Origin of the sequence: Sphingomonas sp. 22176 (assembly GCF_052045505.1) — a bacterium.
In the GTDB taxonomy this organism is placed as follows: Bacteria; Pseudomonadota; Alphaproteobacteria; order Sphingomonadales; family Sphingomonadaceae; genus Sphingomonas.
The window spans coordinates 1,570,006-1,593,230 of sequence record NZ_JBQEPL010000001.1 but is presented as its reverse complement, the minus strand read 5'-3'; the positions used below and the strand labels follow the sequence as shown (position 1 = coordinate 1,593,230).

Genomic DNA, 23,225 nt, shown 5'->3' with positions numbered 1-23,225 from the left:
AACTGCACCTGCGCTAGGGAGGGCGCGGAAGGAACGGCCCGCCCGATGATCGACAATCTCTCGCTTGCGCTCACCCATGGGCTGATGCTGCTCGCGGCCTTCCTCCTGCTCCGCCGCCCGGACCTCGATCGCGAGGACGCTGCACCCAGGGAGAAGAAGCGTGGGCGCTGGGGCAAGCGCGGTGCGTGACTATGTCTTCGTGCTGTTCCTGGCGGCGTTGTTCGGCAGCGGCTTTCGCAAGCCGTTCCTGTTCGTGCTGGTCTACGCCTATATCGACATCGTCGCGCCGCAGCGGCTGACCTATCTGCTGCTCAACTCCCTGCCGATCTCGGCCATGGCGGCGGCGCTGGCGCTGGCCGGGTTCCTGTTGTTCGACGACAAGCGCGACGTCCGCGTGGCGCCGCGCCAGCTGCTGATCGTGGCGCTGATCGGCTATTGCGGGTTCACCACGCTGCATGCCGACTTTCCGGTGGAAGCCAGGGACAAATGGGACTGGGTATGGAAGGCGCTCGCCTTCGCCGCCTTCCTGCCCCTGACCCTGCGCACCCGGCTGCGGATCGAGGCGCTGCTGCTGTTCATGATCCTCTCGGCAAGCTCGATCATCATCGTCGGCGCGATCAAGACGATTATTTCCGGCGGCGGCTATGGCGAGCTCAACCTGATGGTCTCGAACAATTCGGGGCTGTACGAGGGCAGCACCATCTCCACCGTCGCCATCGCGATCCTGCCGCTGATCCTGTGGTTCACCCGGCACGGCACGATCTTCGCCCCCGACTGGCGGGTGAAAACCTTTGCGTACGCGCTGTGCTTCGCCTGCCTCCTGATCCCGATCGGTACCTCGACGCGCACCGGGCTGCTCTGCATCGGGCTGGTCGCGCTGCTGATGCTGCGGGATAGCCAGAAGAAATTGCTCTACCTCGGCTGCGTGGCCGCGATGGCGCTGGCCGCCCTGCCCTTCCTCCCCTCGGCCTTCACCGAGCGGATGGGGACGATCAAGACCTATCAGGGCGACGCCTCCGCCTCCACACGCCTCGCCGTGTGGCAATGGACGATGGACTATGCCCGCGAGCACCCGCTGGGCGGCGGGTTCGAGGCCTATCGCCAGAACCAGATCCGCTACGAAAAGGTCGCGGTGGAGGACCAGGGCGGCGTCGCGGTGGTCGACCGCTCGCTGGAGGTCGACAAGGCGCGGGCCTATCACAGCGCCTATTTCGAGATGCTGGGCGAGCAGGGCTATCCTGGGCTCGCGCTGTGGCTGACGATCAACTTTGCCGGGCTGTTCCGCATGGAGGTGCTGCGCCGCCGTTATGCGCGCGCGGAAGGCGACCAGGCCTGGATCGCGCCGCTGGCTGCCGCGCTGCAGAACGGGCACATCGTCTATCTGCTCGGCGCGGCGTTCGTGGCGATCGCCTTCCAGCCCTTTATCTACATGCTGATCGGCGCGCAGATCGGGCTCGACACCTATTGCGCCCGCAAGCGCGCCGCGGCGGACTGGCGGCCGCTGCGCAAGGCGCGCGCCGCCGCCGTATGAGCGGTCGCGCCGAACTGCGCGCGCTGACCTCGGTGCGCGGGATAGCGGCGTGGTGGGTGGTGCTGTACCATCTGCGCGGATCGCTCGCCGGGCTGCCGGGCACGGCCGAAGCTGTGCTCGCCAAGGGCTATCTCGCCGTCGACTTTTTCTTCCTGCTGTCGGGCTTCGTGCTGGCGCTCAGCCACGGCGAGCGGCTCCGGTTCGCGGGCCTCGCCGTGGTGCCCGATTTCCTCCGCCGGCGCATCGCGCGGATCTGGCCGCTGCACGCGGTGATGCTCGGTTTTGCGGTGCTGTTGCTGCTGGTCCTTCACGCCAGCGGCCGCGCTGCGACCGAATTTCCCCTGGCCGAGCTGCCGGCCCATCTGCTGCTCGTCCAGGCGTGGGGGTTCGCCGATCCACTGCGCTGGAACGATCCCGCCTGGTCGATCTCGTGCGAACTGGCGGCCTATCTGCTGTTCCCGCTCTGGGCGATGGCGATCGACGGGCGCCACCGCGGCACGCCCTTCCTTCTCGGCGCGATCGGGGTGCTGCTGCTGGCGCTGAGCGCGGCGTTCGCGCTGCGCGGTGCCGACACGCTGGGGCAGGACATCCCGCGTCTCGGGGTCGTGCGCTGCCTGCTGGAGTTCGCGACCGGCACGCTGCTCCACGCCCTTTGGCAGCGCTGGCGCGAACGCCGCGTCGCGCTTGCCAGCTTCGGCATCGCGGCGTTGTTCGGCATGGCATGGCTCGATGCACCGGAAACGCTGGTCGTTCCCGCGGCCCTTGCGGCGCTGCTGTTGGGGCTGGCGCTATCTGCCGGCCGAGCGGGCAATCCGCTGGAAGGCGCGCTGCTCCACCGCCTCGGCGAGATCAGCTACGCCACCTATCTCAGCCACTTCCTGCTGTGGTTCGCCTTCAAGCTCGCCTTCGTCCGTACCGCGACGATCGGCTGGCCGCTCGCGGCGCTGTATCTGCTGCTGGTCCTCGCCGCGTCGGTGGCACTCCACCGCTGGGTAGAGCGCCCCGCGCAGCGCTGGATCAACGCCCTCGCGTTCAGGCCGGGGCGGTCACGTCTTCCAGCGCGGCGATCACCGCGCGGTTGAACGCGGGGATGTCGTCGGGCTTGCGGCTGGTGATCAGGTTGCCGTCGCTCACCACTTCCTCGTCGACCACATCGGCGCCGGCATTGGCCAGATCAGTGCGGATCGATGGCCAGCTGGTCAGCCGGCGGCCGGCGACCACATCGGCCTCGGCGAGCAGCCACGGCGCATGGCAGATCGCCGCGACGAGCCGCTTAGAATCCATGAAGGTGCGGGCAATCTCCACCGCCTTCGCGTTCATCCGCAGCTTGTCCGGATTGCCGACGCCGCCCGGCAGCACCAGCGCGTCGAACTGATCGAGCTCGACCGCATCCAGCGTTGTGTCCGGCGTGATGCTCTTGCCCTTCTCGCCGCCGCTTTCGCCGGTGATCGGATCGGTCTTGATCGAGGCGAGCGTCACCTGTGCGCCGGCATCGAGCAGCGCCTGGCGCGGTTCGAACAGCTCCGATTCCTCGAAGCCGTCGGTCGCGAGCATCAGCACGCGCGCGTTCTGCAGATTGGCCATGGGGGCATCCTTTCCCGTTGTTCGGAAGATGCCGGGCCAACCCGGAGCCCCCGCGCCTTGTTCCGGAACGAATTGTTGCTGCGGCGCATTTGCCTAGCCTCTGCCCCAAGGAACCGCGATGGATAGCGCCGAGATCGTCTATGTCGAAGACCAGGCCCCCGGCATCACCCGGCGCAAGATGCGCCACGGCTGGGGCTATTTCGACGCCGACGGCACCCGTATCACCGACCGCGACGCAATCGACCGGCTGAACGCCATCGGCCTGCCCCCGGCCTATGAGAATGCGTGGTTCTGCCCCGATCCCAACGGCCATATCCAGGCGACCGGCTATGACGTGAAGGGCCGGAAGCAATATCGCTACCATAACGGCTTCCGCGAAGCGCAGGAGGCGGCGAAATACGATCGCTGCGGCACGTTCGGCGAGCGCCTGCCGCGCCTGCGCCGCAAGGTCGAGGCCGATCTGCGGCTGCGCGGGCTGTGCAAGGACAAGGCCGTGGCCGCCGTCGTCCGGCTGCTCGACCTCGGCTCGATCCGCGTCGGCAACGAGACCTATGCGCAGGAGAACAAGAGCTTTGGCGCCACCACGCTGCGCAAGCGCCACGTCAAGGTCGCCGGCGGCACGCTCAAGCTCCAGTTCCGCGCCAAGTCCGGCAAGCTGCGGGTGATGACGGTGACCGACAAGTCGCTCAGCCGCTTCGTCAAGCGCTGCCAGGATCTGCCCGGCCAGAACCTGTTCCGCTGGATCGACGATGCCGGCGAGGCGCACCCGGTCACCTCCAGCGACGTCAACGCCTATATCCGCGAGGCGATGGGCGAGCATTTCAGCGCCAAGCATTTCCGCACTTGGGGCGCGAGCGTCATCGCTTATCGCACGCTGGCGGAGGCGCCCGAGCCGATCGGCCTCAAGACCCTGCTGGAGCCCGTCACCGAAGCGCTGGGCAACACCCCCGCCATCGCCCGCAAATCCTATGTCCATCCGCGGCTGATCGAGCTGGCGCGCGACAAGCCGAGCCAGGCGCTGTTTCGCGCCGGGTTGCGCCTGCCCCGCACGACACAGTACCTCGACCGCTACGAACGCGGCCTGATCGTCTTCCTGGAGAGCGATCCGGCCGAACAGCCCGCCAAGGCAGCCTGACGAGACCCGATGCTGATCACCGCACGCACCAAGCCCACCCATTTCGAACGCCAGCTCCAGGCATTCATCGGCGACACGCCCGATTGGATCGCCGACCATTGGCTGAGCATCCTGGTCGCGATCGGGATCGCGGTCGGCATCGCGCTGTTCCTCCACACGCTGCGCTCCTGGGGCATGCGGCTGTGCCGCAACAGCGATGGGGCGAGCGCCAACTGGTACACGATCTTCGGCCGCACGATCGCGCGGACCAACAACTTCTTCATCGTCACGCTGGCGATCCGGCTGGTGGTGAACGTCGCCGAAACGCCGCCGCTGCTCGACAAGACGATCACCTTCCTGTTCACTATCGCGGTGACGTTCCAGGTCGCGATCTGGGTGCGGGAGGTCATCTTCGGGCTAATCGAGCACCGCACCCGCGGCGACAGCCCCAGCGAGAGCCTGGCGAGCGCCGTCGGCATCATCCGGCTGCTGATCTCGATCGCGCTGTTCGCGATCGCGCTGGTGATGGTGCTCGGCAATATCGGGGTGAACGTCACCGGCCTGGTCGCCGGTCTCGGTGTCGGCGGCATCGCCATCGGTCTGGCGGCCCAAGGCATCTTCGGCGACCTGATCGCGGCGCTGTCGATCCTGTTCACCCGCCCCTTCCGTGTCGGCGACAACATCAAGTTCGACCAGACCAGCGGCACGGTGGCCGAAATCGGCCTCAAGTCCACCCGCGTCCGCTCGTTCGACGGCGAGATGCACATCATCTCGAACCGCCAGCTGCTCGACAAGGAGCTGCAGAACCTCACTGATCGCACGCGCATCCGGCTGCCGTTCAAGATCGGCGTGGCGTACGAAACGCCCCCCGAGAAGCTCGAGCGGCTGCCGGAAATGTTCAAGGAGATCGTCGAGGCGAACGGCGCAACGGCGGTGCGTAACGGCTTTTCCGGCTTCGGCGCGAGCTCGATTGACTATGACCTGATCGCCGAAGTGGCGAGCGGGGACTGGAACATAGCCCACCCGACGCGCGACCGCATCCTGATCGCGATCGTGCGCAAGCTGGCGGAAGAGGGCATCTCGATCCCCTACCCGACCCAGACGACGTTCACAGCGGCGCCGGACGGCAAGATCATCATGCCGTATCCAGACGTGCAGCCGGTGATGCGGGTCGATAAGGAAGACGGCGAGCGTTAAGCGCCCGCCCCTTCTCAGCCGTCATCCCGGCGAAAGCCGAGATCCATTCGCCACTCGGCCACGCCGGGAATCGATGCGCGGCCCCAATGGATTCCGGCTTTCGCCGGAATGACGGAGGTTGGGTGGAGGGACGCAGCCCTCAGTCGTACTTCGTTACCAGCCAGCTCCACACGCCCCAGGCGAGCAGCGCCCACACGCCCAGCACGATGGCGATCCCGCCCCAACTCACCGGCCGATGGCTGGCTTCTTCCGCCGCCGCGCGGTGCTCGGCGAACTGCTCAGCTGGGATCAGCCGCTCGAACAGCCAGACGCCGAGCGGGATCAGGATGGCGTCGTCCACCAGCCCGAGCACGGGGATGAAATCCGGGATCAGGTCGATCGGCGACAGCGCATAGGCCGCGACCAGAATGCCAACGATCCGCGCAGCCAGGGGCGTACGCGGATCGCGGATGGCGAGCCATACGGCATGCGCCTCGGTGCGGACGCGGTGCGCGAGAGAAGGACCCATGGCCCGTGAATCGCCCAGCCGCGCGCGCCGGTCAATGCGGGTTAGCGCTCGGCCGTGGTCTCGACCTTGGCGTGGCTGCCGGTCTCGTCCGACTTGATCTTGCCGCCGAACAGCATCTTCACCTTGCCGGTGATCGACATGTCCGTTTCCCACAGCTCGGCATCGTCGATGTCGACGCGGAGCAGGGCGAGGTTCGGGTCCTGCTTGCCGCCCGGAAACCAGGCTTCGACCTGGCTGTTCCACAGCTTGTCGATCATCGCGAAGTCGTTGTCGACGCGCGCGGTGCCCGAAAGGCAGGCGAAGAAGTCGTGCCCCTTGGACACGAACTGGAGCATCGCCGGGCCGCCCTTGGCCATGCGATTGTCCTTGCCGATGAAGAAGAAGATCGTGTCGACCTGGTCCTCGTCGAGCTGCGCGGTCAGCGGCTCGCTGTGCTGGCCGTCCTGCAGGCCCGCCATCATGAAGGGGCTGTCCGCCAGCTTGGACCAGAAATGCTTCTTCAGTTCGACCGTATCGGCCATGATCGTCTCCCGGAGTTTGGATACTCTCGGGTAACGTGCAGGTCCGCTCAGGCGTTCCGGATCGCCGCGGCGGCGCCGATCAGTTCGAGGTCGGCACGGTTGACCAGCGCCACCGGCGTTTCGGCGAGCTGGCGGCGAAAGGCGGTGCGCGCCTCCATCCGGCGGCGGAAGCCCGGCTGCTTGAGCTGCGTCTCGAGCGCACGCGCGATCGCGCCGGTGAGGAACACCCCGTCCCACGCGTCGAAGGTCAGGACGAGGTCGCCGACAAACGCGCCGAGATGCTCGACGAACATCCGCACCACCGCGGCGGCGATGGGATCGCGGCCAACGTTGCGGGTCACGTCCTCCGGCGCAGGCAGCCGCTTGCCGCCGGACAGCGCCTCATAGGCAAGCAGCAGCCCGTTGGCGCTGAGCAGGGTCTCGACCTCGACCACCCCGCCGCGCGCCTTGCAGAACGTCGCGAACCGCTCCTCGTCGCCATTTTGCGGCGCGAAGCCGATATGCCCCGCCTCGCTTTGCACCGGCACGTGGCGGCCGTCGGCACTGATCAGGGCGGCGACGCCGAGCCCGGTACCGACGCCGATCACCGCATAATTGCCGCCGGGCGCGATCGGTTTGGGCGCGGCGCCGGGGAGTGCAGTAAACGTTGTCGGCGGAAGCCGGGTGAGCGCCAGCGCATTGGCCGCGCACTCGTTCATCGCCACGGGCTTCTGGCGCAGCACGGCCTCGACCCCCGCCAGCGAGATATACCAGCGGCTGCCGGTGAGGTTGATGAGGTCGCCGCGCACTGCGCCCGCGACGGCGAGCACGCTCGGCAGCCGCGCATCGCGCAGGCCCACGCTGGCAAGATAGGCTATCAGGGCGCTAGTGAAAGTCTGATGGTCGGCGTTCGAAAAACGCTTGATCTCGCGCGGCTCGACATCGCCGCCGCCGGTCAGCCCGAAGCGAACCGATTGTCGGCCGATATCCGCCACCAGCGCCACGCCATTGTCCATCGAGAATTCTCTCCCCCTGCCGACTTCTTCTCGAAGCTCGGACAGGCGATATCGCTAACAATGGTCACGGGAGCAATAAATAAGCGACGATTAGTGTAGTTCCTGCGCGATGTTCAGGCCGCGCGCGGATCCCCACCGAAACGATTGGCGCCGATCGCCGGCGACCAGTAGAGCGCCACCGCAAGGATCGCGAGCGCGACGTGTCCCGCCAGCGGCAGCATCGGTACGCCGGGATGCAGGCCGATCGCCACCTGGGTGCGGTCCAGATCGCCCGCCACCCCGATCGCGGCAAGCAGCAGCCCGGGGATGGCGGGCAGCCCGACATCGTGCAGCCGCCGCACGATCAGCCCGATCAGCGGCACGAACAGCAGCAGCGCCAGCCCCTCTTCCACCGCGACGCGTCGCCAGAAGACGGTGACGTTCAGTGGCGTCGGCGGATGGAAGAAATGGAAGCCGAGGAACAGCAGCAGCTCGCCGATCGCGATCAGGATCAGCGCGCTGGTCAGTTCGCTGCGCGTCGAGCGCCCCTGGAACACGAAGCTCTGTCCGATGGCGCGGAGGCCGTTCCGCAGCGACACCCCGTCGCGATAGCTGGCTGCTGTCATGATACGGAGGGTGCAGCGTGCTGCACCCTCCGGTCAAGTGATTACAGCGTCTCGAAAAGACCCGCTGCGCCCATGCCGCCGCCGATGCACATGGTGACGACGACATATTTGGCGCCGCGGCGCTTGCCTTCGATCAGCGCATGGCCGGTCATGCGGGCGCCCGACATGCCGTACGGGTGGCCGATCGAGATCGCGCCGCCGTTCACGTTGAGCAGTTCGTTGGGAATGCCCAGCTTGTCGCGGCAGTAGAGCACCTGCACCGCGAACGCCTCGTTGAGCTCCCACAGGCCGATATCGTCCATCTTCAGGTTGAAGCGCTCAAGCAGCTTGGGGATGGCATAGACCGGGCCGATGCCCATCTCGTCGGGCTTGGTGCCCGCCACCGCCATGCCGATATAGCGGCCGAGCGGGGCAAGCCCGCGCTTCTCGGCGAGCTTCTCCTCCATCAGCACCGCGGCCGAGGAGCCGTCGGACAGCTGGCTGGCATTGCCTGCAGTGACGGTGCCGTTCGGCAGGACGGTCTGCAGCGCCTGCAGGCCCTCCAGCGTCGTCTCCGGGCGATTGCCCTCGTCCTTGGAAAGCGTGATTTCCTTCTGCGAGACTTCCTTGGTCTCCTTGTTGACCAGGTTCATCGTCGCGGTGACGGGCACGATCTCGTCGTCGAACTTGCCCGCGGCCTGCGCGGCGGCGGTGCGCTGCTGCGACTGGAAGGCATAGGCGTCGCACACGTCGCGGCCAATGCCGTAACGCGCGGCGACCACTTCGGCGGTCTGGAGCATCGGCATGTAGGTGTCGTTGTGCATCGCGATCAGCTCGCGGTCGGGCTCGACGCGCATCTGCGGGGTCTGGACGAGGCTGATCGATTCGACACCGCCGCCCAGCGTGATGTCCATATTGTCGACGATGATCTGCTTGGCCGCCGTCGCGATCGCCATCAGGCCCGAGGCGCACTGGCGGTCGATCGACATGCCCGGCACTTCCACCGGCAGGCCGGCCCGCATCAGCGCGAGGCGAGCGATGTTGGGCGCCTGGCTGCCCTGCTGGAGCGCGGCGCCGAACACGACGTCGTCGACCTGGCCCGGCTCGATGCCCGCGCGCTCGACCGCGGCACGGATGGCATGCGCGCCCAGCGTCGGCGCCGGCGTGGCGTTGAACGCCCCGCGATAGGCCCGGCCGATGCCCGTACGGGCGGTGGAAACGATGACTGCGGAGCGCATTTCCTGTCCTTCCTTCTTCGCTCCCCTCCCGCTTGCGGGAGGGGCTGGGGGAGAGGCTGAGCCCCTCCGGTTCCGTTGTTTCGAGGCTAGACCAGCCCCTCCCCTAACCCCTCCCGCAAGCGGGAGGGAAATTTAGACGTAAATCAGCGCGATCCACTCGGCGATCACCGCCGGCTTCTCCTCGCCCTCGATCTCGAGCTGATACTCCTGCACCTGTTCCCAGACACCGGGCTTGCGCTCGACGAACTTCTTGAGCGTGAACCGCCCCCGCACCCGCTTGCCGGAGCGCACCGGGGTGACGAACCGCACCTTGTTCCCCCCGTAATTCACCCCCATCCGCGCGCCTTCGATTGCGGGCGCATCGGTGCGCGCGGCGAGCATCGGCATCAGCGAGAGCGAGAGGAAGCCATGCGCGATCGTCCCGCCAAACGGGGTCTCCGCCGCGCGGGCCGGATCGACATGGATGAACTGGTGGTCGCCGGTCGCTTCCGCGAACTGGTCGATCATCGTCTGGGTGACTTCCACCCAGTCCGAGACATGCTCGGCGCCGATCCGTTCGGCCATCGCGTGCGGGGTAACGGTCGTCGCCAAGACTATCCTCTCGCGTAATTATCTTTCATAGGCACGCCATATCTAGTGGGGCCGCCCGCCTCCCTGCAAGCTTTAGCCGACCGGAAACTGGAAAATGCCGACTGCCGTACCGTCACACCACCGCGAATTGATGGCCAAGCTACACCGTGCGGCCGAACCCGATGTTCTAAAACCGCTTCTGGACCGCGCGCGACTCACGCCCGATTCGCGCGAGCGGGTGATGGATCATGCGCTGGCGCTGCTGGCGGACCTGCGCGCCGCGCAGACCCGCGGCTGGGTGAACCAGTTCCTCCAGGAATATCGGCTGAACTCGTCCGAGGGCGTCGCGCTGCTCAGCCTGGCCGAGGCGTTCCTGCGCGTGCCGGACCCTGAAACCGCCGACCTGCTGATCGCCGACAAGATCGGCGATGCCGACTGGAAGGCGCATTCGGGCAAGTCCAACTCGGTACTGGTCAATTCGGCGACCTGGGGCCTGATGCTCGGCCGCGCGCTGGTCGGCGACGAGAAGACCGGGGCGCTCCGCCGCCTGATCTCGCGCGCCGGCGAGCCCTTCGTCCGCCAGGCGGTAGGTGCCGCGATGAAGCGGATGGGCGAAGTCTTCGTCATGGGCCGCACCATCGACGAGGCGATGAAGCGGATGAAGAAGCCCGAGAACAAGGGCTTCACCGCCAGCTTCGACATGCTGGGCGAGGCCGCGCGCACCAAGGCCGACGCCGAGCGCTATTTCCAGGCCTATTTCGAGGCAATCCGCGCGGTCGGCCGCGATCCCAAGGCGGGCCATTCGATCTCGGTGAAGCTCTCCGCGCTCCATCCGCGCTACGAAGTCGCGCAATATGATCGCTGCGTGCCTGAGCTGACCGACATGCTGGCCCAGCTCGCTTCGGAATCGGCGGCGCAGGGCATCCCGCTCACCGTGGACGCCGAGGAGAGCGAGCGGCTGGAGATGAGCCTCGACATCATCGGTTCGGTCGCACGCCGGCCAGAACTGAAAGGCTGGAACGGCTTCGGCATGGCGGTGCAGGCCTATGGCAAGCGCGCCCGCGCGGTGATCGGCTGGGCCGACGATCTCGGCCGCCCGATGCACGTCCGCCTGGTCAAGGGCGCCTATTGGGACAGCGAGATCAAGCGCACCCAGGTGGAAGGCCTGTCGGATTACCCCCTGTTCACCCGCAAGGCGGCGACCGACGTGTCGTACCTCGCCTGCGCCCGCGACATGCTGGCGGCCCGGAATATCGTGCCCGCCTTCGCCAGCCATAACGCGCTGACCGTCGCCACGATTCTCGATTGGGCCGGCGATGCCCGTGACTTCGAATTCCAGCGCCTCCACGGCATGGGCGAAGGGCTGTACGAGCGGCTGGTCAACGAGCAGGGCTATCACTGCCGCATCTACGCGCCGGTCGGCGGCCACCGCGACCTGCTGGCCTATCTGGTCCGCCGCCTGCTGGAGAATGGCGCGAACTCAAGCTTCGTCCACCAGCTCGCCGACGAGCAGCTGAGCGAAGCCGAACTGCTCGCCGATCCGGTGGAGAAGATCGCGGCGGTGGGCGGTACGCGGCACCCGAGCATTCCGTTGCCGGTCGAACTGTTCGGCGCGTGGAAGAATTCGGGCGGCATCGATCTGGCCGAACGCACCATCCTGGCGGAAACCGCGATCGCAATTGCTTCCAAGCCGCTACCAGCCGCCGGGACGAGCGCCCCCACCGATGTGCGCGTCGCTATCGACCGCGCCACGGCCGCCTTCCCCGGCTGGGCAGCCACCCCGCTCGCCACCCGCGCCGCGATTCTCGAGCGTCTCGCCGACCTGCTCGAGGAAAACCGCATCGAGCTGATGGCGCTGGCCGTGAAGGAAGCCTTCAAGACCATTCCCGACGCGCTCGGTGAGGTCCGCGAGGCGGCCGATTTCTGCCGCTACTATGCCCTCCAGGCCCGCACTGGCCTCGCGCCCATCGCCCTTCCGGGGCCAACGGGCGAGCGCAACGAGCTGCGCATGGAAGGGCGCGGCGTGTGGGCGACGATCGCGCCGTGGAACTTCCCGCTGGCGATCTTCCTCGGCCAGACCGCGGCGGCGCTGGTGGCCGGTAACGCCGTCGTCGCCAAGCCCGCCCCGCAGACGCCGGAGATCGCCCGCGCCGCGGTGCGCCTCGCGCATCAGGCGGGCGTGCCGGAGGACGCACTGGTGCTGGTGACCGGCGGCCCGGAGGTGGGCGCCGCGCTCACGTCCGATCCGCGCATCGCCGGCGTCGCCTTCACCGGCTCGACGCCGACCGCCAAGAAGATCGCGGCATCGCTGCTCGAAGGCGACGATCGCCCGCTGGTGCCGCTGATCGCCGAGACCGGCGGCATCAACGCGATGATCGTCGATTCGACCGCGCTGCCCGAGCAGGTGGTGGCCGATGTGCTGACCTCGGCCTTCCGTTCGGCCGGGCAGCGCTGCTCGGCGCTGCGCCTGCTGCTGCTGCAGGAAGAGATCGCCGAGGGCGTGATCGAGATGCTGCGCGGCGCGATAGAGCTGCTGATCCTGGGCGACCCCGCCGATCCGCGCACCGATATCGGCCCGGTGATCGACCAAGCGGCGTACGACAAGCTGATGGCCTATCGCGACAGCGCCAAGGCTCAGTGGATCAAGACGGTGCCGGTCCCCGCCACCGGCCTGTTCGTGCCGCCAACGATGATCCGCATCGATCGCCCCGAGGACCTGACCCGCGAATGGTTCGGGCCGATCCTGCATGTTGCTACCTGGAAGGCGGGCCAGCTCGCCGAGACGGTGGCGCGGGTCAACGCCAAGGGCTTCGGCCTGACCATGGGCCTGCACAGCCGCATCGCCCGCTCGGCCGAGTTGGTCGAGGCGGAAGCGCGGGTGGGCAATCTCTACATCAATCGCTCGATGATCGGCGCCGTGGTGGGGTCGCAGCCCTTTGGCGGCGAGGGCCTCTCGGGCACCGGCCCCAAGGCGGGCGGCCCGCACTATCTGCACCGCTTCTGCGCGGAGCGGGCGGTGTCGGTGGATACCACCAGCGCCGGCGGCAACGCGACGCTGCTCAGCCTGGACGAAGGGGGGATTTGATCAGAGCCTGCTATCCTCTCCCTCGAGGGAGAGGATAGCGTAGCTTGGCGGCTTGCCGCCTAGCGAAGCTTGGAGAGGGTGAGCGGCGCGGAAGCGCCGCTCGGCTGCTCGGTCGTCGAAGTGCCCCTCTCCCTCCCACTGCCTTCGGCAGCGGGCTCCTCCCTCTCCCCGGTGGGGAGAGGGATAAAAGGCTCACCCGCTATGCGTGGCCATCCACTGCTCGACGACCGGCGCGATGCGGTTGCGCCACTTCGAGCCGTTGAAGATACCATAATGGCCGACGCCTTCGGCCAGATGGTACTGCTTGTGCGATTCCGGTAGGTTGGTCGCGATGGTCAGCGCCGCCTTGGTCTGGCCGATGCCCGAGATGTCGTCGCGCTCGCCTTCAATCGCGAGGATGCCGATGTCCGTGATCGCAGCCGGATCGACCTTGCGGCCGCGGTGCAGCATCTCGCCCTTGGGCAGCGCGTGCGTCTGGAACACCGTGGCGATCGTCTGGAGGTAGAATTCGGCGGTCATGTCGCAGACCGAGCGATATTCCTCGTAGAACTTCATCGTCGAATCGGCGCTCTCGTCGTCACCCTGGACGAGATGCTTGAACATCTCCCAGTGCGAGATGAGGTGGTTGCCGAGGTTCATCGTCATGAAGCCGGCGAGCTGCAGGAAGCCGGGATACACCTTCCGCCCCGCACCCGAATAGGTCATCGGCACGGTCGCGATCACATTGTGCTCGAACCAGCTGTACGGCCGCTCGGTCGCCAGCGTGTTGACCGCGGTGGGTGCTTCGCGCGTGTCGATCGGGCCACCCATCATGGTAAGCGTCGCCGGGCGGTTGGGATGGTTGTCCGCGCTCATCACCGCCGCGGCGGCGTAGCAGGGAACCGAGGGCTGGCACACCGCCAGCATGTGCGGCCGCGGCGCACCCTCGGCACCGATATGCGCGAGGAAATCGATGATGTAATCGACATAGTCGTCGAGGTCGAAGCGGCCCTCGCTGGTCGGCACCAGCTTGGCGTCGCGCCAGTCGGTGATGTACACGTCGGCGACTGGCAGCATCCGCTGCACCGTGCCGCGGAGCAGCGTGGCGTAGTGGCCGGACATCGGAGCGACGATCAGCAGCTTCGGGCCGCCCTCGACACCCTCGCGCACGAAGCGCTTGAGCTGGCCGAACGGCTTGCGCAGCACGATTTCCTCATGCACCGCCACCTGGCGACCGTCGATCTCGGTGAAGTCGAGCGCGAAATCCGGCTTGCCACGCGGCGCCGAGGCATGCGCGAACACCTCCAGCGCCGAGGCCATCACCGGGCCGCCGCCGAAATAGGCGAACGGGTTGGCCGGATTGTTGAGCAGCCCCGCGCCGAAATTGGCCAGAGCACTCGCGCCGGCGAGCATTGATCGTTGGAATTCGTAAGCGTCGTACAGCATAAAATTCCTTCCCCGTGCCCCGATCCCTGCAGCGGGGGTTGTCTTACCACTCATATAGACGGCGGCGTTGTGCGTCGCAACGTCGTACCTATGCGGAACAGAGACAAACGGAGGTAGTTCCCCTGCCCCGCGAACCGCGCTACGCGCTTGCACCATGGCCGACACGACCCCGCCGCCGGCGCCGCGCCGCAAGCTCAGCAGCCTGCTCGTCATCTGGCAGTTCACCCGCCGCTATCCGCTGCAGATCGCCATCTCCTTGGTATCGCTGCTCACCTCGTCCGCCGCGACGCTGTGGATTCCGCGCACCTTCAAGCAGATCGTCGACAACGGCTTCTCGGCCGGCGCCGATACCAGCCGGATCGGAGTCTATTTCGAGGGTCTGCTGGCGGTGATCCTCGTGCTGTCGATCGCGACGGCAATCCGCTTCTTCTTCATCTCCTGGGTTGCGGAGCGGACCGTGGCGGATCTGCGCGTTGCGGTGCACCGCAATCTGCTGCGCCTGCCGCCGAAATGGTTCGAGGAAAATCGCCCCTCGGAGATCGCCTCGCGCCTCACCTCGGACACCGCGCTGGTCGAGCAGGTGGTCGGCTCCACCGTGTCGATCGCGCTGCGCAACCTGCTGACCGGTATCGGCGGGGTGATCTACCTCTTCGTGCTGTCGCCCAAGATCGCCGCCTATCTGATCGTCGGCATGCCGCTCACCGTGCTGCCGATCGTGTGGCTGGGCGGGCGCGTGCGGCAATATTCGCGCGCCAGCCAGGATCGCGTGGCCGATATCGGCGCGATTGCCTCCGAAACGCTGGGCGCGATGCGGATCGTCCAGGCCTTCGGGCAGGAGCGGCGCGAGAGCCAGCGCTTCCAGGACGCCGTCGTGCGCAGCTTCGCCGCCGCACAGAAGCGCTTCGCCCTGCGCGCGATCATGACCGCGCTGGTGATCGGGCTGCTGTTCACCGCGATCACGCTGATCATGTGGGATGCGGTGTCGGGTGTCGCCGCCGGGCAGATCAGCGGCGGCGCGATCACCGCCTTCGTGATCACCGCGGGCCTCGTCACCGGCTCGTTCGGGGCGCTGACCGAAGTGTATGGCGACCTGCTGCGCGCGTCCGGCGCCGCCAGCCGGCTTGCCGAGCTGCTCCAGCAGGAGCCGGACATCGCCGCGCCCGCCCATCCGGTCGCGCTGCCCAGCCCGGCCGAAGGCGCGATCGCGTTCGACGCGGTGACCTTCCGCTACCCGACGCGTCCCGAAGTCTCGGCGCTGCAGGACTTCTCGCTGTTCGTGGCCCCTGGCGAGACGGTGGCGGTGGTCGGCCCCTCGGGCGCCGGCAAGTCGACCTTGTTCCAGCTGCTCCAGCGCTTCTACGATCCCGAAAGCGGCGAGATCCGCATCGACGGCGTCGCTATCCCCAAGGCGGATCCCGGCGACGTGCGCGCCCGTATCGCGATGGTCCCGCAGGAAACGGTGATCTTCGCGGCAAGCGCGCGCGACAATCTCCGCTATGGTGCCTGGGAGGCCAGCGACGACGCGATCTGGGCTGCCGCCGAGGCCGCCAACGCCGCCGAGTTCCTGCGCAGCTTGCCGGACGGGCTCGACACCTTCCTCGGCGAGGGCGGCGCACGGCTTTCCGGCGGGCAGCGCCAGCGTCTGGCCATCGCCCGCGCACTGCTCCGCGATGCGCCCATCCTGCTGCTCGACGAGGCGACCAGCGCGCTCGACGCCGAGAGCGAGAAGCTGGTGCAGGATGCCCTCGAGCATCTGATGCAGGGCCGCACCACGCTGGTGATCGCCCACCGCCTGGCGACGGTGCGCGCGGCGGGACGGATCATCGTGATGGACGGCGGCCGGATCGTCGAGACCGGCACCCATGCCGAACTGGTCGCCCAGGGTGGGCTCTATGCGAGGCTCGCGGCGCTGCAGTTCAACGAGGCGGCGTAGCACTCAAACAAAAGCGTTTCCTCCCCCGGCCTGCCGGGGGAAGAAACGCTTACGCCGCCAGCGCCTTTCGCGCCTCGATCCAGTGCGCGAAGGCCGCCACTTCCAGCGGCCGTGCGAACCAATATCCCTGGGCTTCCTCGCACCCCATGCTGGCCAGTAGCGCGGCGGCGTTCGCCGTCTCCACGCCTTCCGCCACGACGCGGCGGCCGAGCTTGTGGAGCAAGCCGACCATCGTCTCGACCAGCACATAATCGGCGCCCCACGCAGCGTTGAGGCCACGCACGAATGCCTGGTCGATCTTCACGACATGCGCGGGCACCTGCTGCAGATAGGCGAGACTGCTGTGCCCGGTTCCGAAATCGTCGATCGCCAGCGCGATTCCCGCCTCGGCCAGCTCGCGCAGCATCGCCAGCGCCTTTTCCGGTTGCGCCATCATCGCGCTTTCGGTGAGCTCGATCTCCAGCTGCGAGGGGCGCAGCTGGCGTGCGATCAGCGCCAGCTGGATGCGCTGGATCAGGTCCGCTTCCATCAGGTTGGCGGCCGAGATATTGACCGACAGCGTCAGGTCGAGACCCGCCGCCTGCCAGACGGCGAGCTGGTCGAGCGCATGCTCCAGCACCCATTGGGTGGCAGGGCGCGCCAGCGCAGTCTGTTCGATGATCGGGATGAACTCGGCGGGCGACACGTCGCCGAGTTCGGGATGGCGCCAGCGCAGCAGCGTTTCCGCGCCGAGGCAGCGCCCGGTCGCCAGGTCGACGCGCGGCTGATAGACCAGCCGCAGCTGGTCGTCCGCTTCCAGTGCGGCACCGAAATCCTGCAGCAGGTCGTAATGGCGCCGCATCTCGGTATCCCGGGCGGCGGAATAGAGCGCGATGGCGCCGTCGTTACGGCGCGCATCCTGCGCCGCGCTGGCCGCGCCGCGCAGCACGTCCTCCGGCACCACTTCCCCAAGCCGGAACGGCCGCATGCCGATCGCGACATTGGTTACGAACCGCACGCTGGAGGTTGCGCGGATCGCCTGGAAGCCCTGCTCGAGCAGGGCGACATAGGCCTGCACGTCGACATCCGGCGGCGAGAGGAAGGCGAACTGGGTGGTGCCGACGTGATAGGCGGTGCGGTCCGCGCCCAGTGCGCCCTGGATCGCATGCGCCGCTTCGCGCACCATCTCGTCCAGCCGCGGCGCGCCCATCGCGCCGACAATCTTGGCGATCTGATCGTCGCGCGCGAGATCGGCAACTACCGCGATCCGCGCCTGGCCAGGGCAGTCTAGCGCGAGATCGGCCAGATCGTCGCGAAACTGCGCGCGCGTCGGCAGCCCGCTGATCGGGTCGATTCGACCGAAGGCGTGTTGCAGCTCGATCTGCTCCATCACCATCGCAGCGAGGTCGGTGAGCGCCGCCAATTCCTCCGGCGTGGCCACGCGCGGCTCGGTGCCCAGCACGCACAGCGCGCCGAGCCCATAGCCGTCCTTGGTCACGAGCGGCGCGCCCGCATAGAAACGCGTGCCATGCTCGGCGAGGGTGCTGTCGGCATAGCCGGGATCGGTCGCGAAATCCTCGATCACCACCACGTCTCGCGTCTCGGCCACTTGCGAACAGGGCGCCTTGTCGCGCGGGATGGCGCAATGCGACACGCCGACGCGCGACTTGAACCATTGCCGGTCCTTGTCCGTCAGCGACACGGCCGCGATCGGCAGCTGAAAGATCTGCGCCGCCATCCGCGTGATGCGGTCGAAATGCTCGCTCGGGGGCGTGTCGAGCAGCTTCAGCTGATGCAGCGCGTCGAGCCGCGCCGCTTCCCGGTAATCCTGCACAATCGTTCCCTTCGCCACCCATTATAGAGGTGGCGCGGTTACGATTTCTTATATCGGCAAAATGCTATGGTTAATCGGCAGTGATGCTTTTCGCGACCGCCTCGGCGACCTTGATGCCGTCGATCGCCGCCGAGAGAATGCCGCCGGCATAGCCCGCGCCCTCGCCCGCCGGGAACAGCCGCGGCGTGTTGAGGCTCTGCAGATCCGCCCCGCGGGTGATCCGCAGCGGCGAGGAGGTGCGAGTCTCCACCCCAGTCATCACCGCCTCGGGATGGTCGTAGCGGGCGATCTCGCGGCCGAATACCGGCAGCGCCTCGCGGAAGGCCTCGATCACGAAGTCCGGCAGGCAGGCGGAGAGATCGGTGGGCGTCACGCCGGGCTTGTAGCTCGGCACCACCTGACCCAGCGCGGTCGACGGACGACCGGCGAGCAGGTCGCCGACCAGCTGGCCGGGCGCATTGTAGTTGGAGCCGCCGGCGATGAAGGCCGCGTCCTCCCATTTCCGCTGCAGCTCGATGCCGGCGAGCGGACCTCCTGGATAGTCGCGCGCGGGGTCGATCGCCACGACCAGCCCCGAATTGGCGTTGAACTCGGCGCGCGAATACTGACTCATGCCGTTGGTGACGACGCGCCCTTCCTCGGAGGTCGCCGCCACCACGCGCCCGCCCGGGCACATGCAGAAGCTGTAGACGGTGCGGCCATTGGCACAGTGGTGCGACAGCGCATAGGCGGCCGCACCGAGGTCCGGATGCTTGGCGCAGTTGCCGAAGCGCGCCTGGTCGATCCAGCTCTGCGGATGCTCAATCCGCACGCCGATCGAGAAGGGCTTGGCCTCAAGGTGGACGCCCATGCGGTGGAGCATCTCGAAGGTCGGACGCGCGCTGTGGCCCACTGCGAGCACGACATGGTCGGCCTCCAGGAAGCTGCCGTCGTGCAGGTGCAGGCCGCGCATCTTGCGCTCGCCATCGAGTTCGATCGCATCGACACGGGTCTGCCAGCGATATTCGCCGCCCAGTTCCTCGATGGTGCGGCGCATGCTCTCCACCATCGTGACGAGGCGGAAGGTGCCGATATGCGGGTGCGCTTGCCAGAGGATGTCGTCCGGCGCGCCCGCCTTGACGAACTCGTCCAGCACCTTGCGGCCCAGGAAGCGCGGATCCTTCACCCGGCAATAGAGCTTGCCGTCCGAGAAGGTCCCTGCCCCGCCCTCGCCGAACTGGACGTTCGAATCCGGGTTGAGCTCGGAACGGCGCCACAGGCCCCAGGTGTCCTTGGTCCGCTCGCGCACGATCTTGCCGCGATCGACGATGATCGGGCGGAAGCCCATTTGCGCGAGGATCAGCCCGGCGAACAGACCGCACGGTCCCGCCCCAATTACCACCGGGCGCAGGCCCTGCCATCCGTCGGGCGCATGGACCGGCGGGCGGTAGGTCATGTCGGGCGTCGGACGCACGTCCTTGTCGCCGGCGAGGCGCGCCAGTACCTCGGCCTCGTCGGTCAGGTCGACGTCGACCGTGTAGACCAGCAGGATGGCATTGCGCCGCCGGGCATCGTTGCCGCGCTTGAACACGGTGAAGCCGCGCACCTCGGCCGGCGCCACGCCCAGCCGCGCCGCGATCGCCGGGGCCAGCGCATCGGCGGGATGGTCGAGAGGCAGGGAAAGTCCGGACAGGCGCAGCATCGAAACGTGGGTTCCAGCAGATGTGGGGGGCGGGATACTTCCCCTTAGCCGCATGGGCCCGCGCGGCAAACCGGGGATTGGTGCGTAGCGTTCAGTCGCGCGCCAGCGAGTCGCGCAGCGCCTGCGCCTCGCGGTTGAGTGCCGCCAGCCGCTCCAGCGTCAGGTCGGTCTTCTCCAGCACCGCTTCGCCCAGGCAGCCGCATTCCTCGCGGATCGCCTGGCCCTGGTCGGTGAGGAACACCTGCACCTGGCGCTCATCCTCCGGATTGCGCCTGCGCTGAACCAGCCCTGCCGCCTCCAGCCGCTTCACCAGCGGGGTGATCGTGCTCGATTCGAGCGCCAGCCGCTCGGCGACCCCGCCCACCGTGCGGCCGTCCTTTTCCCACAGCGCGTGGAGCACCAGATATTGCGGATAGGTGATCCCCAGCCGATCGAGGATCGGCTTGTAGATGCGCGTGATCGCCATGCTCGCGCTGTAGAGTGAGAAGCAGAGCTGGCCGTCGAGCGGAAGCGGGGCAGGCATGGGCAAAAACTCCTCCCCGCGGATAGCGGCGGGACAAAACATATATCGCGATAAAGAATTCTCTGGACAAGAGGTGCCAGCACGGCTACCTACTAATTATCGCGATAACGATTATCGCAGCACTGAAGGAGACACCCGATGTCGGTCGATGTGAAGTACACCACCAAGGCAACTGCAACCGGCGGCCGTGACGGCAGCGCGCTTTCGGAAGACGGCGTTCTCGACGTCAAGCTCTCGACTCCGAAGGCACTGGGCGGCGCCGGCGGCGATGGCACCAATCCGGAGCAGCTGTTCGCCGCAGGCTATTCGGCGTGCTTCATCGGCGCGCTGAAGGCAGTGGGTGCCGGCATGAAGATCAAGGTTCCGGCCGAGACGACGGTCACTGCGACGGTGGGCATCGGCCCGCGGTCGGAAGGCGGCTTCGGCATCACCGCCGATCTGCTGGTCAACCTGCCGGGCCTCGACCGCGAGGAAGCACAGAAGCTGGTCGACGCCGCGCACCAGGTGTGCCCGTACTCGAACGCGACCCGCGGCAACGTGAATGTCGGCCTGACGCTGGCGTAAAGAACGACGCCCTTCCCCTTTTCGGAGGGGAAGCAGGGCGTTCGATGAGAATGGCGTGAAGAACCCTCTTCCGGCTCGGAGGAGGGTTTTCGTTTGTGAGCTAGACCCGCATGTCCAGCAGCGAACCCATCATCTGGTCATCGGTCTTGATCACCGAGAGGTTCGCGCGGAACGAGAAAAGCGCCTTGCGCTGTTCGACATCCTCCGTCGCGTAATCGACGTCGGGCGCCTCGATGTTCCCATCTTCATCGGCATCCTGCGATTCGGGATCGTAGCGCTGACCGGTGCCCGGCACTTCCGACACCGGCTTGGCGTTGACGCCGCCCGCGGCCGCGGCCGCCTGGTAGATCGCGATCGGCTGATAGGCGTGATTGACCGTCTTGCCGATCGCCGTCGCCGCCGTCACCGCCTTGGCGGTCTCGCCGGTCGTATTGGCGTTGGCGACGTTCTGCGCGCTCGCGTTGATCCGCGCGACGCTGGCCTGCACCCCCGTAAGGGCAATGTTGGTGGCGATCATGGCGCTACTCCGATACGCCAGTGTCGCAGCCATCCGTAAACGAGCGGTTGCGAAACATGCCTAACCGCCCGCACACGCAAAAAGGGCCGCGTCTGCCGTCAACGCAGTCGCGGCCCTTTTGTCAGTGCATCACTTGCGGATGAATGCCAGCAGATCGGGGTTCAGCACGTCGGCGTGCGTGGTCAGCATGCCGTGCGGATAGCCCTTGTAGACCTTCAGCTCGCCATTCTTGACCAGCTTGACGCCCAGCATCGCCGAATCCGCGATCGGCACGATCTGATCGTCGTCACCGTGCATGAACAGCACCGGCACCTGGATCTTCTTCAGATCCTCGGTCTGGTCGGTCTCGGAAAAGGCCTTGATGCAGTCATACTGCGCCTTGGCACCGCCGATCATGCCCTGGCGCCACCAATTCTGGATGATGCCCTGCGAGACCTTCGCACCCGGACGGTTGAAGCCGTAAAACGGGCCAGACGGCACATCGAGGTAGAATTGCGCGCGGTTCGCGGCGAGCTCTGCACGGAAGCCGTCGAACACCTCGATCGGCAGGCCGCCGGGGTTGCTGGCGGTCTTGAGCATGATCGGCGGAATCGCACCGACCAGCACCGCCTTGGCGACACGGCCCGGCTTGGACCGCGCGACATAGGCCGCAACTTCGCCGCCCCCGGTCGAGTGGCCGATATGCACGGCATTCTTCAGGTCCAGCGCCTCAGCCAGTTCCAGCACGTCCGACGCATAGGTCGCCATGTCGTTGCCGGTATCGGTCTGCGTCGAGCGGCCATGGCCGCGGCGATCGTGCGCGATCACGCGGAACCCGTTCTCGAGGAAGTACAGCATCTGCGCGTCCCAGTCGTCCGACGAGAGCGGCCAGCCATGGTGGAACACGATCGGCTGGGCGGTCTTGAGCCCCCAGTCCTTGTAGAAGATCGTCGTGCCGTCCCTGAGCGTGATGCTAGCCATGTTCGCTTCTCCGTGATGTGCATGGCCCTGGGCCGTCGCCTGCGCCACCGGGGCAAGCGCTGCGACGGCACCCACCGCCAGCGCGCCCTCGAGCAATTCGCGGCGCGTTACGTGCGCCACGTCTCCGAACCTGCTCATCCCTGCGCTCCTGTCTTTTTGAAGTCCGTGCCGATCCAGCAAGGGCGCGTGAGCCACGCTCGATCGGCTGCGATGGCCATGGCAGCAGTGTAGCGGCGGCGAAATCGAACGGTGGTATAGGGGGAACCACCCCCGCGGGTGGAGGTGCGCGCAGAGCGCAGACGCGAAAAAGGGCGCACGGCAGCGCGGGGAAAAACCCCGCGGAGCCCTACGCCGCGATCACAAACAAGGATGTCGCGAAGGGGGAAATGGTGGAGCCGAGGGGGATCGAACCCCTGACCTTTCGCATGCCATGCGAACGCTCTCCCAGCTGAGCTACGGCCCCATTCCCCGGGAAGGCGGCCCCTCTATAAGGGCCTCGCGGGGTTGGCAAGCGCCTTTTTCGCGCCTGCCAAATTTTTTCGAACTTACTGCTCGTCGTCGTCCTTGCCGGTCTCGACGCCCAGGTCGTCGTCGCCGCCCAGATCGACGTCGTCGTCCGGCGAGGGCTCCTCGTCGTCCGCGCCGATATCCAGATCGTCGTCACCCACCAGATCGGAATCTTCCGCTTCCGGCTTGTCGGTATTGGCCTTCACTGCCTCGAACGGCAGCGGCTGCTTCGACTTCAGGATGGGCTCGGGCTCCCAGGCGAAACCGCAATTGATGCAGGTGACCGGCTCGTCCTTGGTCAGATCGTAGAAGCGCGTACCGCACTTCGGGCAGCTGCGCTTGGTGCCCCATTCCGGCTTCACCATGTGTTGCCTC

Annotated in this window: 22 protein-coding genes and 1 tRNA gene; 8 read left to right on the top strand and 15 right to left on the bottom strand. The window is 67.1% G+C overall.

From position 1 onward, the window contains the following. Positions 1 to 45 precede the first annotated feature (45 nt). From ACTJKY_RS07745 to ACTJKY_RS07735, 3 genes are read left to right on the top strand one after another with little or no spacing between them, the layout of a single operon-like run. Complete coding sequence (locus ACTJKY_RS07745) at positions 46 to 189, top strand: hypothetical protein (protein WP_164521687.1); 144 nt, start codon at positions 46 to 48, stop codon at positions 187 to 189. Next, entirely contained in the window at positions 182 to 1,531 is a 1,350-nt protein-coding gene (locus ACTJKY_RS07740) for a putative O-glycosylation ligase, exosortase A system-associated (protein ID WP_440845251.1), read from the top strand. Before ACTJKY_RS07745 ends, ACTJKY_RS07740 begins: the two co-directional genes overlap by 8 nt. Further along, positions 1,528 to 2,613: an acyltransferase family protein gene (locus ACTJKY_RS07735; protein WP_440845162.1), complete on the top strand. Its 1,086-nt coding sequence runs from the start codon at positions 1,528 to 1,530 to the stop codon at positions 2,611 to 2,613. The genes ACTJKY_RS07740 and ACTJKY_RS07735 overlap by 4 nt, the downstream gene beginning before the upstream one ends. On the opposite strand, the gene ACTJKY_RS07730 is transcribed toward ACTJKY_RS07735, so the two are convergent. Then, entirely contained in the window at positions 2,564 to 3,115 is a 552-nt protein-coding gene (locus ACTJKY_RS07730) for a type 1 glutamine amidotransferase domain-containing protein (protein ID WP_141986338.1), read from the bottom strand. The genes ACTJKY_RS07735 and ACTJKY_RS07730 overlap by 50 nt on opposite strands. A gap of 118 nt (positions 3,116 to 3,233) precedes the next feature. On the opposite strand from ACTJKY_RS07730, the gene ACTJKY_RS07725 reads away from it, so the two are divergent. Beyond that, complete coding sequence (locus ACTJKY_RS07725) at positions 3,234 to 4,250, top strand: DNA topoisomerase IB (RefSeq protein ID WP_440845161.1); 1,017 nt, start codon at positions 3,234 to 3,236, stop codon at positions 4,248 to 4,250. A 9-nt stretch (positions 4,251 to 4,259) separates the two neighbouring features. Then, positions 4,260 to 5,426, top strand: coding sequence for a mechanosensitive ion channel family protein (locus ACTJKY_RS07720; RefSeq protein WP_440845160.1), 1,167 nt, complete (start codon positions 4,260 to 4,262; stop codon positions 5,424 to 5,426). Positions 5,427 to 5,565: 139 nt separating this feature from the next. Here the strand turns inward: ACTJKY_RS07720 and ACTJKY_RS07715 are convergent, their stop codons facing one another. From ACTJKY_RS07715 to ACTJKY_RS07690, 6 genes are all read right to left on the bottom strand, one after another. Further along, complete coding sequence (locus ACTJKY_RS07715) at positions 5,566 to 5,934, bottom strand: YkvA family protein (RefSeq protein WP_354308005.1); 369 nt, start codon at positions 5,932 to 5,934, stop codon at positions 5,566 to 5,568. A 41-nt stretch (positions 5,935 to 5,975) separates the two neighbouring features. Next, the gene (locus ACTJKY_RS07710) at positions 5,976 to 6,455 is read right to left on the bottom strand and encodes a pyridoxamine 5'-phosphate oxidase family protein (protein WP_121074951.1); all 480 of its coding nucleotides are present in this window, start codon (positions 6,453 to 6,455) and stop codon (positions 5,976 to 5,978) included. A gap of 47 nt (positions 6,456 to 6,502) precedes the next feature. Then, the gene (locus ACTJKY_RS07705) at positions 6,503 to 7,450 is read right to left on the bottom strand and encodes a glucokinase (RefSeq protein ID WP_440845159.1); all 948 of its coding nucleotides are present in this window, start codon (positions 7,448 to 7,450) and stop codon (positions 6,503 to 6,505) included. 113 nt (positions 7,451 to 7,563) lie between these two features. Next, entirely contained in the window at positions 7,564 to 8,055 is a 492-nt protein-coding gene (locus tag ACTJKY_RS07700) for a DUF805 domain-containing protein (RefSeq protein ID WP_440845158.1), read from the bottom strand. 41 nt (positions 8,056 to 8,096) lie between these two features. After that, positions 8,097 to 9,272: an acetyl-CoA C-acyltransferase gene (locus ACTJKY_RS07695; protein WP_440845157.1), complete on the bottom strand. Its 1,176-nt coding sequence runs from the start codon at positions 9,270 to 9,272 to the stop codon at positions 8,097 to 8,099. Positions 9,273 to 9,404: 132 nt separating this feature from the next. Beyond that, positions 9,405 to 9,863, bottom strand: a complete 459-nt coding sequence (locus ACTJKY_RS07690) for a MaoC family dehydratase (protein ID WP_440845155.1) — start codon at positions 9,861 to 9,863, stop codon at positions 9,405 to 9,407. A 130-nt stretch (positions 9,864 to 9,993) separates the two neighbouring features. Here ACTJKY_RS07690 and ACTJKY_RS07685 point away from each other — a divergent pair, with 130 nt between their 5' ends. After that, positions 9,994 to 12,927 carry an L-glutamate gamma-semialdehyde dehydrogenase gene (locus tag ACTJKY_RS07685; RefSeq protein ID WP_440845154.1) on the top strand — a complete coding sequence of 978 codons (2,934 nt, stop codon included), beginning with the start codon at positions 9,994 to 9,996 and terminating at the stop codon, positions 12,925 to 12,927. A gap of 192 nt (positions 12,928 to 13,119) precedes the next feature. Here ACTJKY_RS07685 and ACTJKY_RS07680 read toward each other — a convergent pair whose 3' ends face one another. Continuing rightward, positions 13,120 to 14,352 (bottom strand): polyhydroxyalkanoate depolymerase, encoded by a 1,233-nt coding sequence (locus tag ACTJKY_RS07680; RefSeq protein WP_440845153.1) that lies wholly within the window; start codon positions 14,350 to 14,352, stop codon positions 13,120 to 13,122. A gap of 154 nt (positions 14,353 to 14,506) precedes the next feature. Between ACTJKY_RS07680 and ACTJKY_RS07675 the strand changes: the two genes are divergently transcribed. Continuing rightward, entirely contained in the window at positions 14,507 to 16,285 is a 1,779-nt protein-coding gene (locus ACTJKY_RS07675) for an ABC transporter transmembrane domain-containing protein (protein ID WP_440845151.1), read from the top strand. A gap of 49 nt (positions 16,286 to 16,334) precedes the next feature. On the opposite strand, the gene ACTJKY_RS07670 is transcribed toward ACTJKY_RS07675, so the two are convergent. The 3 genes from ACTJKY_RS07670 to ACTJKY_RS07660 form a co-directional block, all read right to left on the bottom strand. Next, the gene (locus ACTJKY_RS07670; protein ID WP_440845150.1) at positions 16,335 to 18,098 is read right to left on the bottom strand and encodes a putative bifunctional diguanylate cyclase/phosphodiesterase; all 1,764 of its coding nucleotides are present in this window, start codon (positions 18,096 to 18,098) and stop codon (positions 16,335 to 16,337) included. A 70-nt stretch (positions 18,099 to 18,168) separates the two neighbouring features. Continuing rightward, positions 18,169 to 19,779, bottom strand: a complete 1,611-nt coding sequence (locus tag ACTJKY_RS07665) for an NAD(P)/FAD-dependent oxidoreductase (protein ID WP_440845149.1) — start codon at positions 19,777 to 19,779, stop codon at positions 18,169 to 18,171. A 91-nt stretch (positions 19,780 to 19,870) separates the two neighbouring features. Beyond that, the gene (locus ACTJKY_RS07660) at positions 19,871 to 20,302 is read right to left on the bottom strand and encodes a MarR family winged helix-turn-helix transcriptional regulator (protein ID WP_440845148.1); all 432 of its coding nucleotides are present in this window, start codon (positions 20,300 to 20,302) and stop codon (positions 19,871 to 19,873) included. A gap of 138 nt (positions 20,303 to 20,440) precedes the next feature. Between ACTJKY_RS07660 and ACTJKY_RS07655 the strand changes: the two genes are divergently transcribed. Beyond that, the gene (locus ACTJKY_RS07655) at positions 20,441 to 20,866 is read left to right on the top strand and encodes an organic hydroperoxide resistance protein (RefSeq protein WP_440845147.1); all 426 of its coding nucleotides are present in this window, start codon (positions 20,441 to 20,443) and stop codon (positions 20,864 to 20,866) included. A 100-nt stretch (positions 20,867 to 20,966) separates the two neighbouring features. Here ACTJKY_RS07655 and ACTJKY_RS07650 read toward each other — a convergent pair whose 3' ends face one another. The 4 genes from ACTJKY_RS07650 to ACTJKY_RS07635 form a co-directional block, all read right to left on the bottom strand. Next, on the bottom strand, positions 20,967 to 21,383 hold the full coding sequence (locus ACTJKY_RS07650) for a flagellar basal body rod protein FlgC (protein ID WP_440845146.1): 417 nt from the start codon (positions 21,381 to 21,383) through the stop codon (positions 20,967 to 20,969). Positions 21,384 to 21,512: 129 nt separating this feature from the next. Then, complete coding sequence (locus ACTJKY_RS07645) at positions 21,513 to 22,343, bottom strand: alpha/beta fold hydrolase (RefSeq protein WP_440845249.1); 831 nt, start codon at positions 22,341 to 22,343, stop codon at positions 21,513 to 21,515. 387 nt (positions 22,344 to 22,730) lie between these two features. Further along, positions 22,731 to 22,806, bottom strand: a tRNA-Ala gene (locus tag ACTJKY_RS07640). Positions 22,807 to 22,888: 82 nt separating this feature from the next. After that, positions 22,889 to 23,215 carry a TIGR02300 family protein gene (locus tag ACTJKY_RS07635; RefSeq protein WP_313535569.1) on the bottom strand — a complete coding sequence of 109 codons (327 nt, stop codon included), beginning with the start codon at positions 23,213 to 23,215 and terminating at the stop codon, positions 22,889 to 22,891. Positions 23,216 to 23,225 lie beyond the last annotated feature (10 nt).

Coding starts and splice junctions, on each gene's coding strand:
- ACTJKY_RS07745 (WP_164521687.1), top strand. CDS start 46: ATGATCGACAATCTCTCGCTTGCGCTCACCCATGGGCTGATGCTGCTC.
- ACTJKY_RS07735 (WP_440845162.1), top strand. CDS start 1,528: ATGAGCGGTCGCGCCGAACTGCGCGCGCTGACCTCGGTGCGCGGGATA.
- ACTJKY_RS07730 (WP_141986338.1), bottom strand. CDS start 3,115: ATGGCCAATCTGCAGAACGCGCGCGTGCTGATGCTCGCGACCGACGGC.
- ACTJKY_RS07725 (WP_440845161.1), top strand. CDS start 3,234: ATGGATAGCGCCGAGATCGTCTATGTCGAAGACCAGGCCCCCGGCATC.
- ACTJKY_RS07720 (WP_440845160.1), top strand. CDS start 4,260: ATGCTGATCACCGCACGCACCAAGCCCACCCATTTCGAACGCCAGCTC.
- ACTJKY_RS07715 (WP_354308005.1), bottom strand. CDS start 5,934: ATGGGTCCTTCTCTCGCGCACCGCGTCCGCACCGAGGCGCATGCCGTA.
- ACTJKY_RS07710 (WP_121074951.1), bottom strand. CDS start 6,455: ATGGCCGATACGGTCGAACTGAAGAAGCATTTCTGGTCCAAGCTGGCG.
- ACTJKY_RS07705 (WP_440845159.1), bottom strand. CDS start 7,450: ATGGACAATGGCGTGGCGCTGGTGGCGGATATCGGCCGACAATCGGTT.
- ACTJKY_RS07700 (WP_440845158.1), bottom strand. CDS start 8,055: ATGACAGCAGCCAGCTATCGCGACGGGGTGTCGCTGCGGAACGGCCTC.
- ACTJKY_RS07695 (WP_440845157.1), bottom strand. CDS start 9,272: ATGCGCTCCGCAGTCATCGTTTCCACCGCCCGTACGGGCATCGGCCGG.
- ACTJKY_RS07685 (WP_440845154.1), top strand. CDS start 9,994: ATGGCCAAGCTACACCGTGCGGCCGAACCCGATGTTCTAAAACCGCTT.
- ACTJKY_RS07680 (WP_440845153.1), bottom strand. CDS start 14,352: ATGCTGTACGACGCTTACGAATTCCAACGATCAATGCTCGCCGGCGCG.
- ACTJKY_RS07675 (WP_440845151.1), top strand. CDS start 14,507: ATGGCCGACACGACCCCGCCGCCGGCGCCGCGCCGCAAGCTCAGCAGC.
- ACTJKY_RS07665 (WP_440845149.1), bottom strand. CDS start 19,779: ATGCTGCGCCTGTCCGGACTTTCCCTGCCTCTCGACCATCCCGCCGAT.
- ACTJKY_RS07660 (WP_440845148.1), bottom strand. CDS start 20,302: ATGCCTGCCCCGCTTCCGCTCGACGGCCAGCTCTGCTTCTCACTCTAC.
- ACTJKY_RS07655 (WP_440845147.1), top strand. CDS start 20,441: ATGTCGGTCGATGTGAAGTACACCACCAAGGCAACTGCAACCGGCGGC.
- ACTJKY_RS07650 (WP_440845146.1), bottom strand. CDS start 21,383: ATGATCGCCACCAACATTGCCCTTACGGGGGTGCAGGCCAGCGTCGCG.
- ACTJKY_RS07645 (WP_440845249.1), bottom strand. CDS start 22,343: ATGGCTAGCATCACGCTCAGGGACGGCACGACGATCTTCTACAAGGAC.
- ACTJKY_RS07635 (WP_313535569.1), bottom strand. CDS start 23,215: ATGGTGAAGCCGGAATGGGGCACCAAGCGCAGCTGCCCGAAGTGCGGT.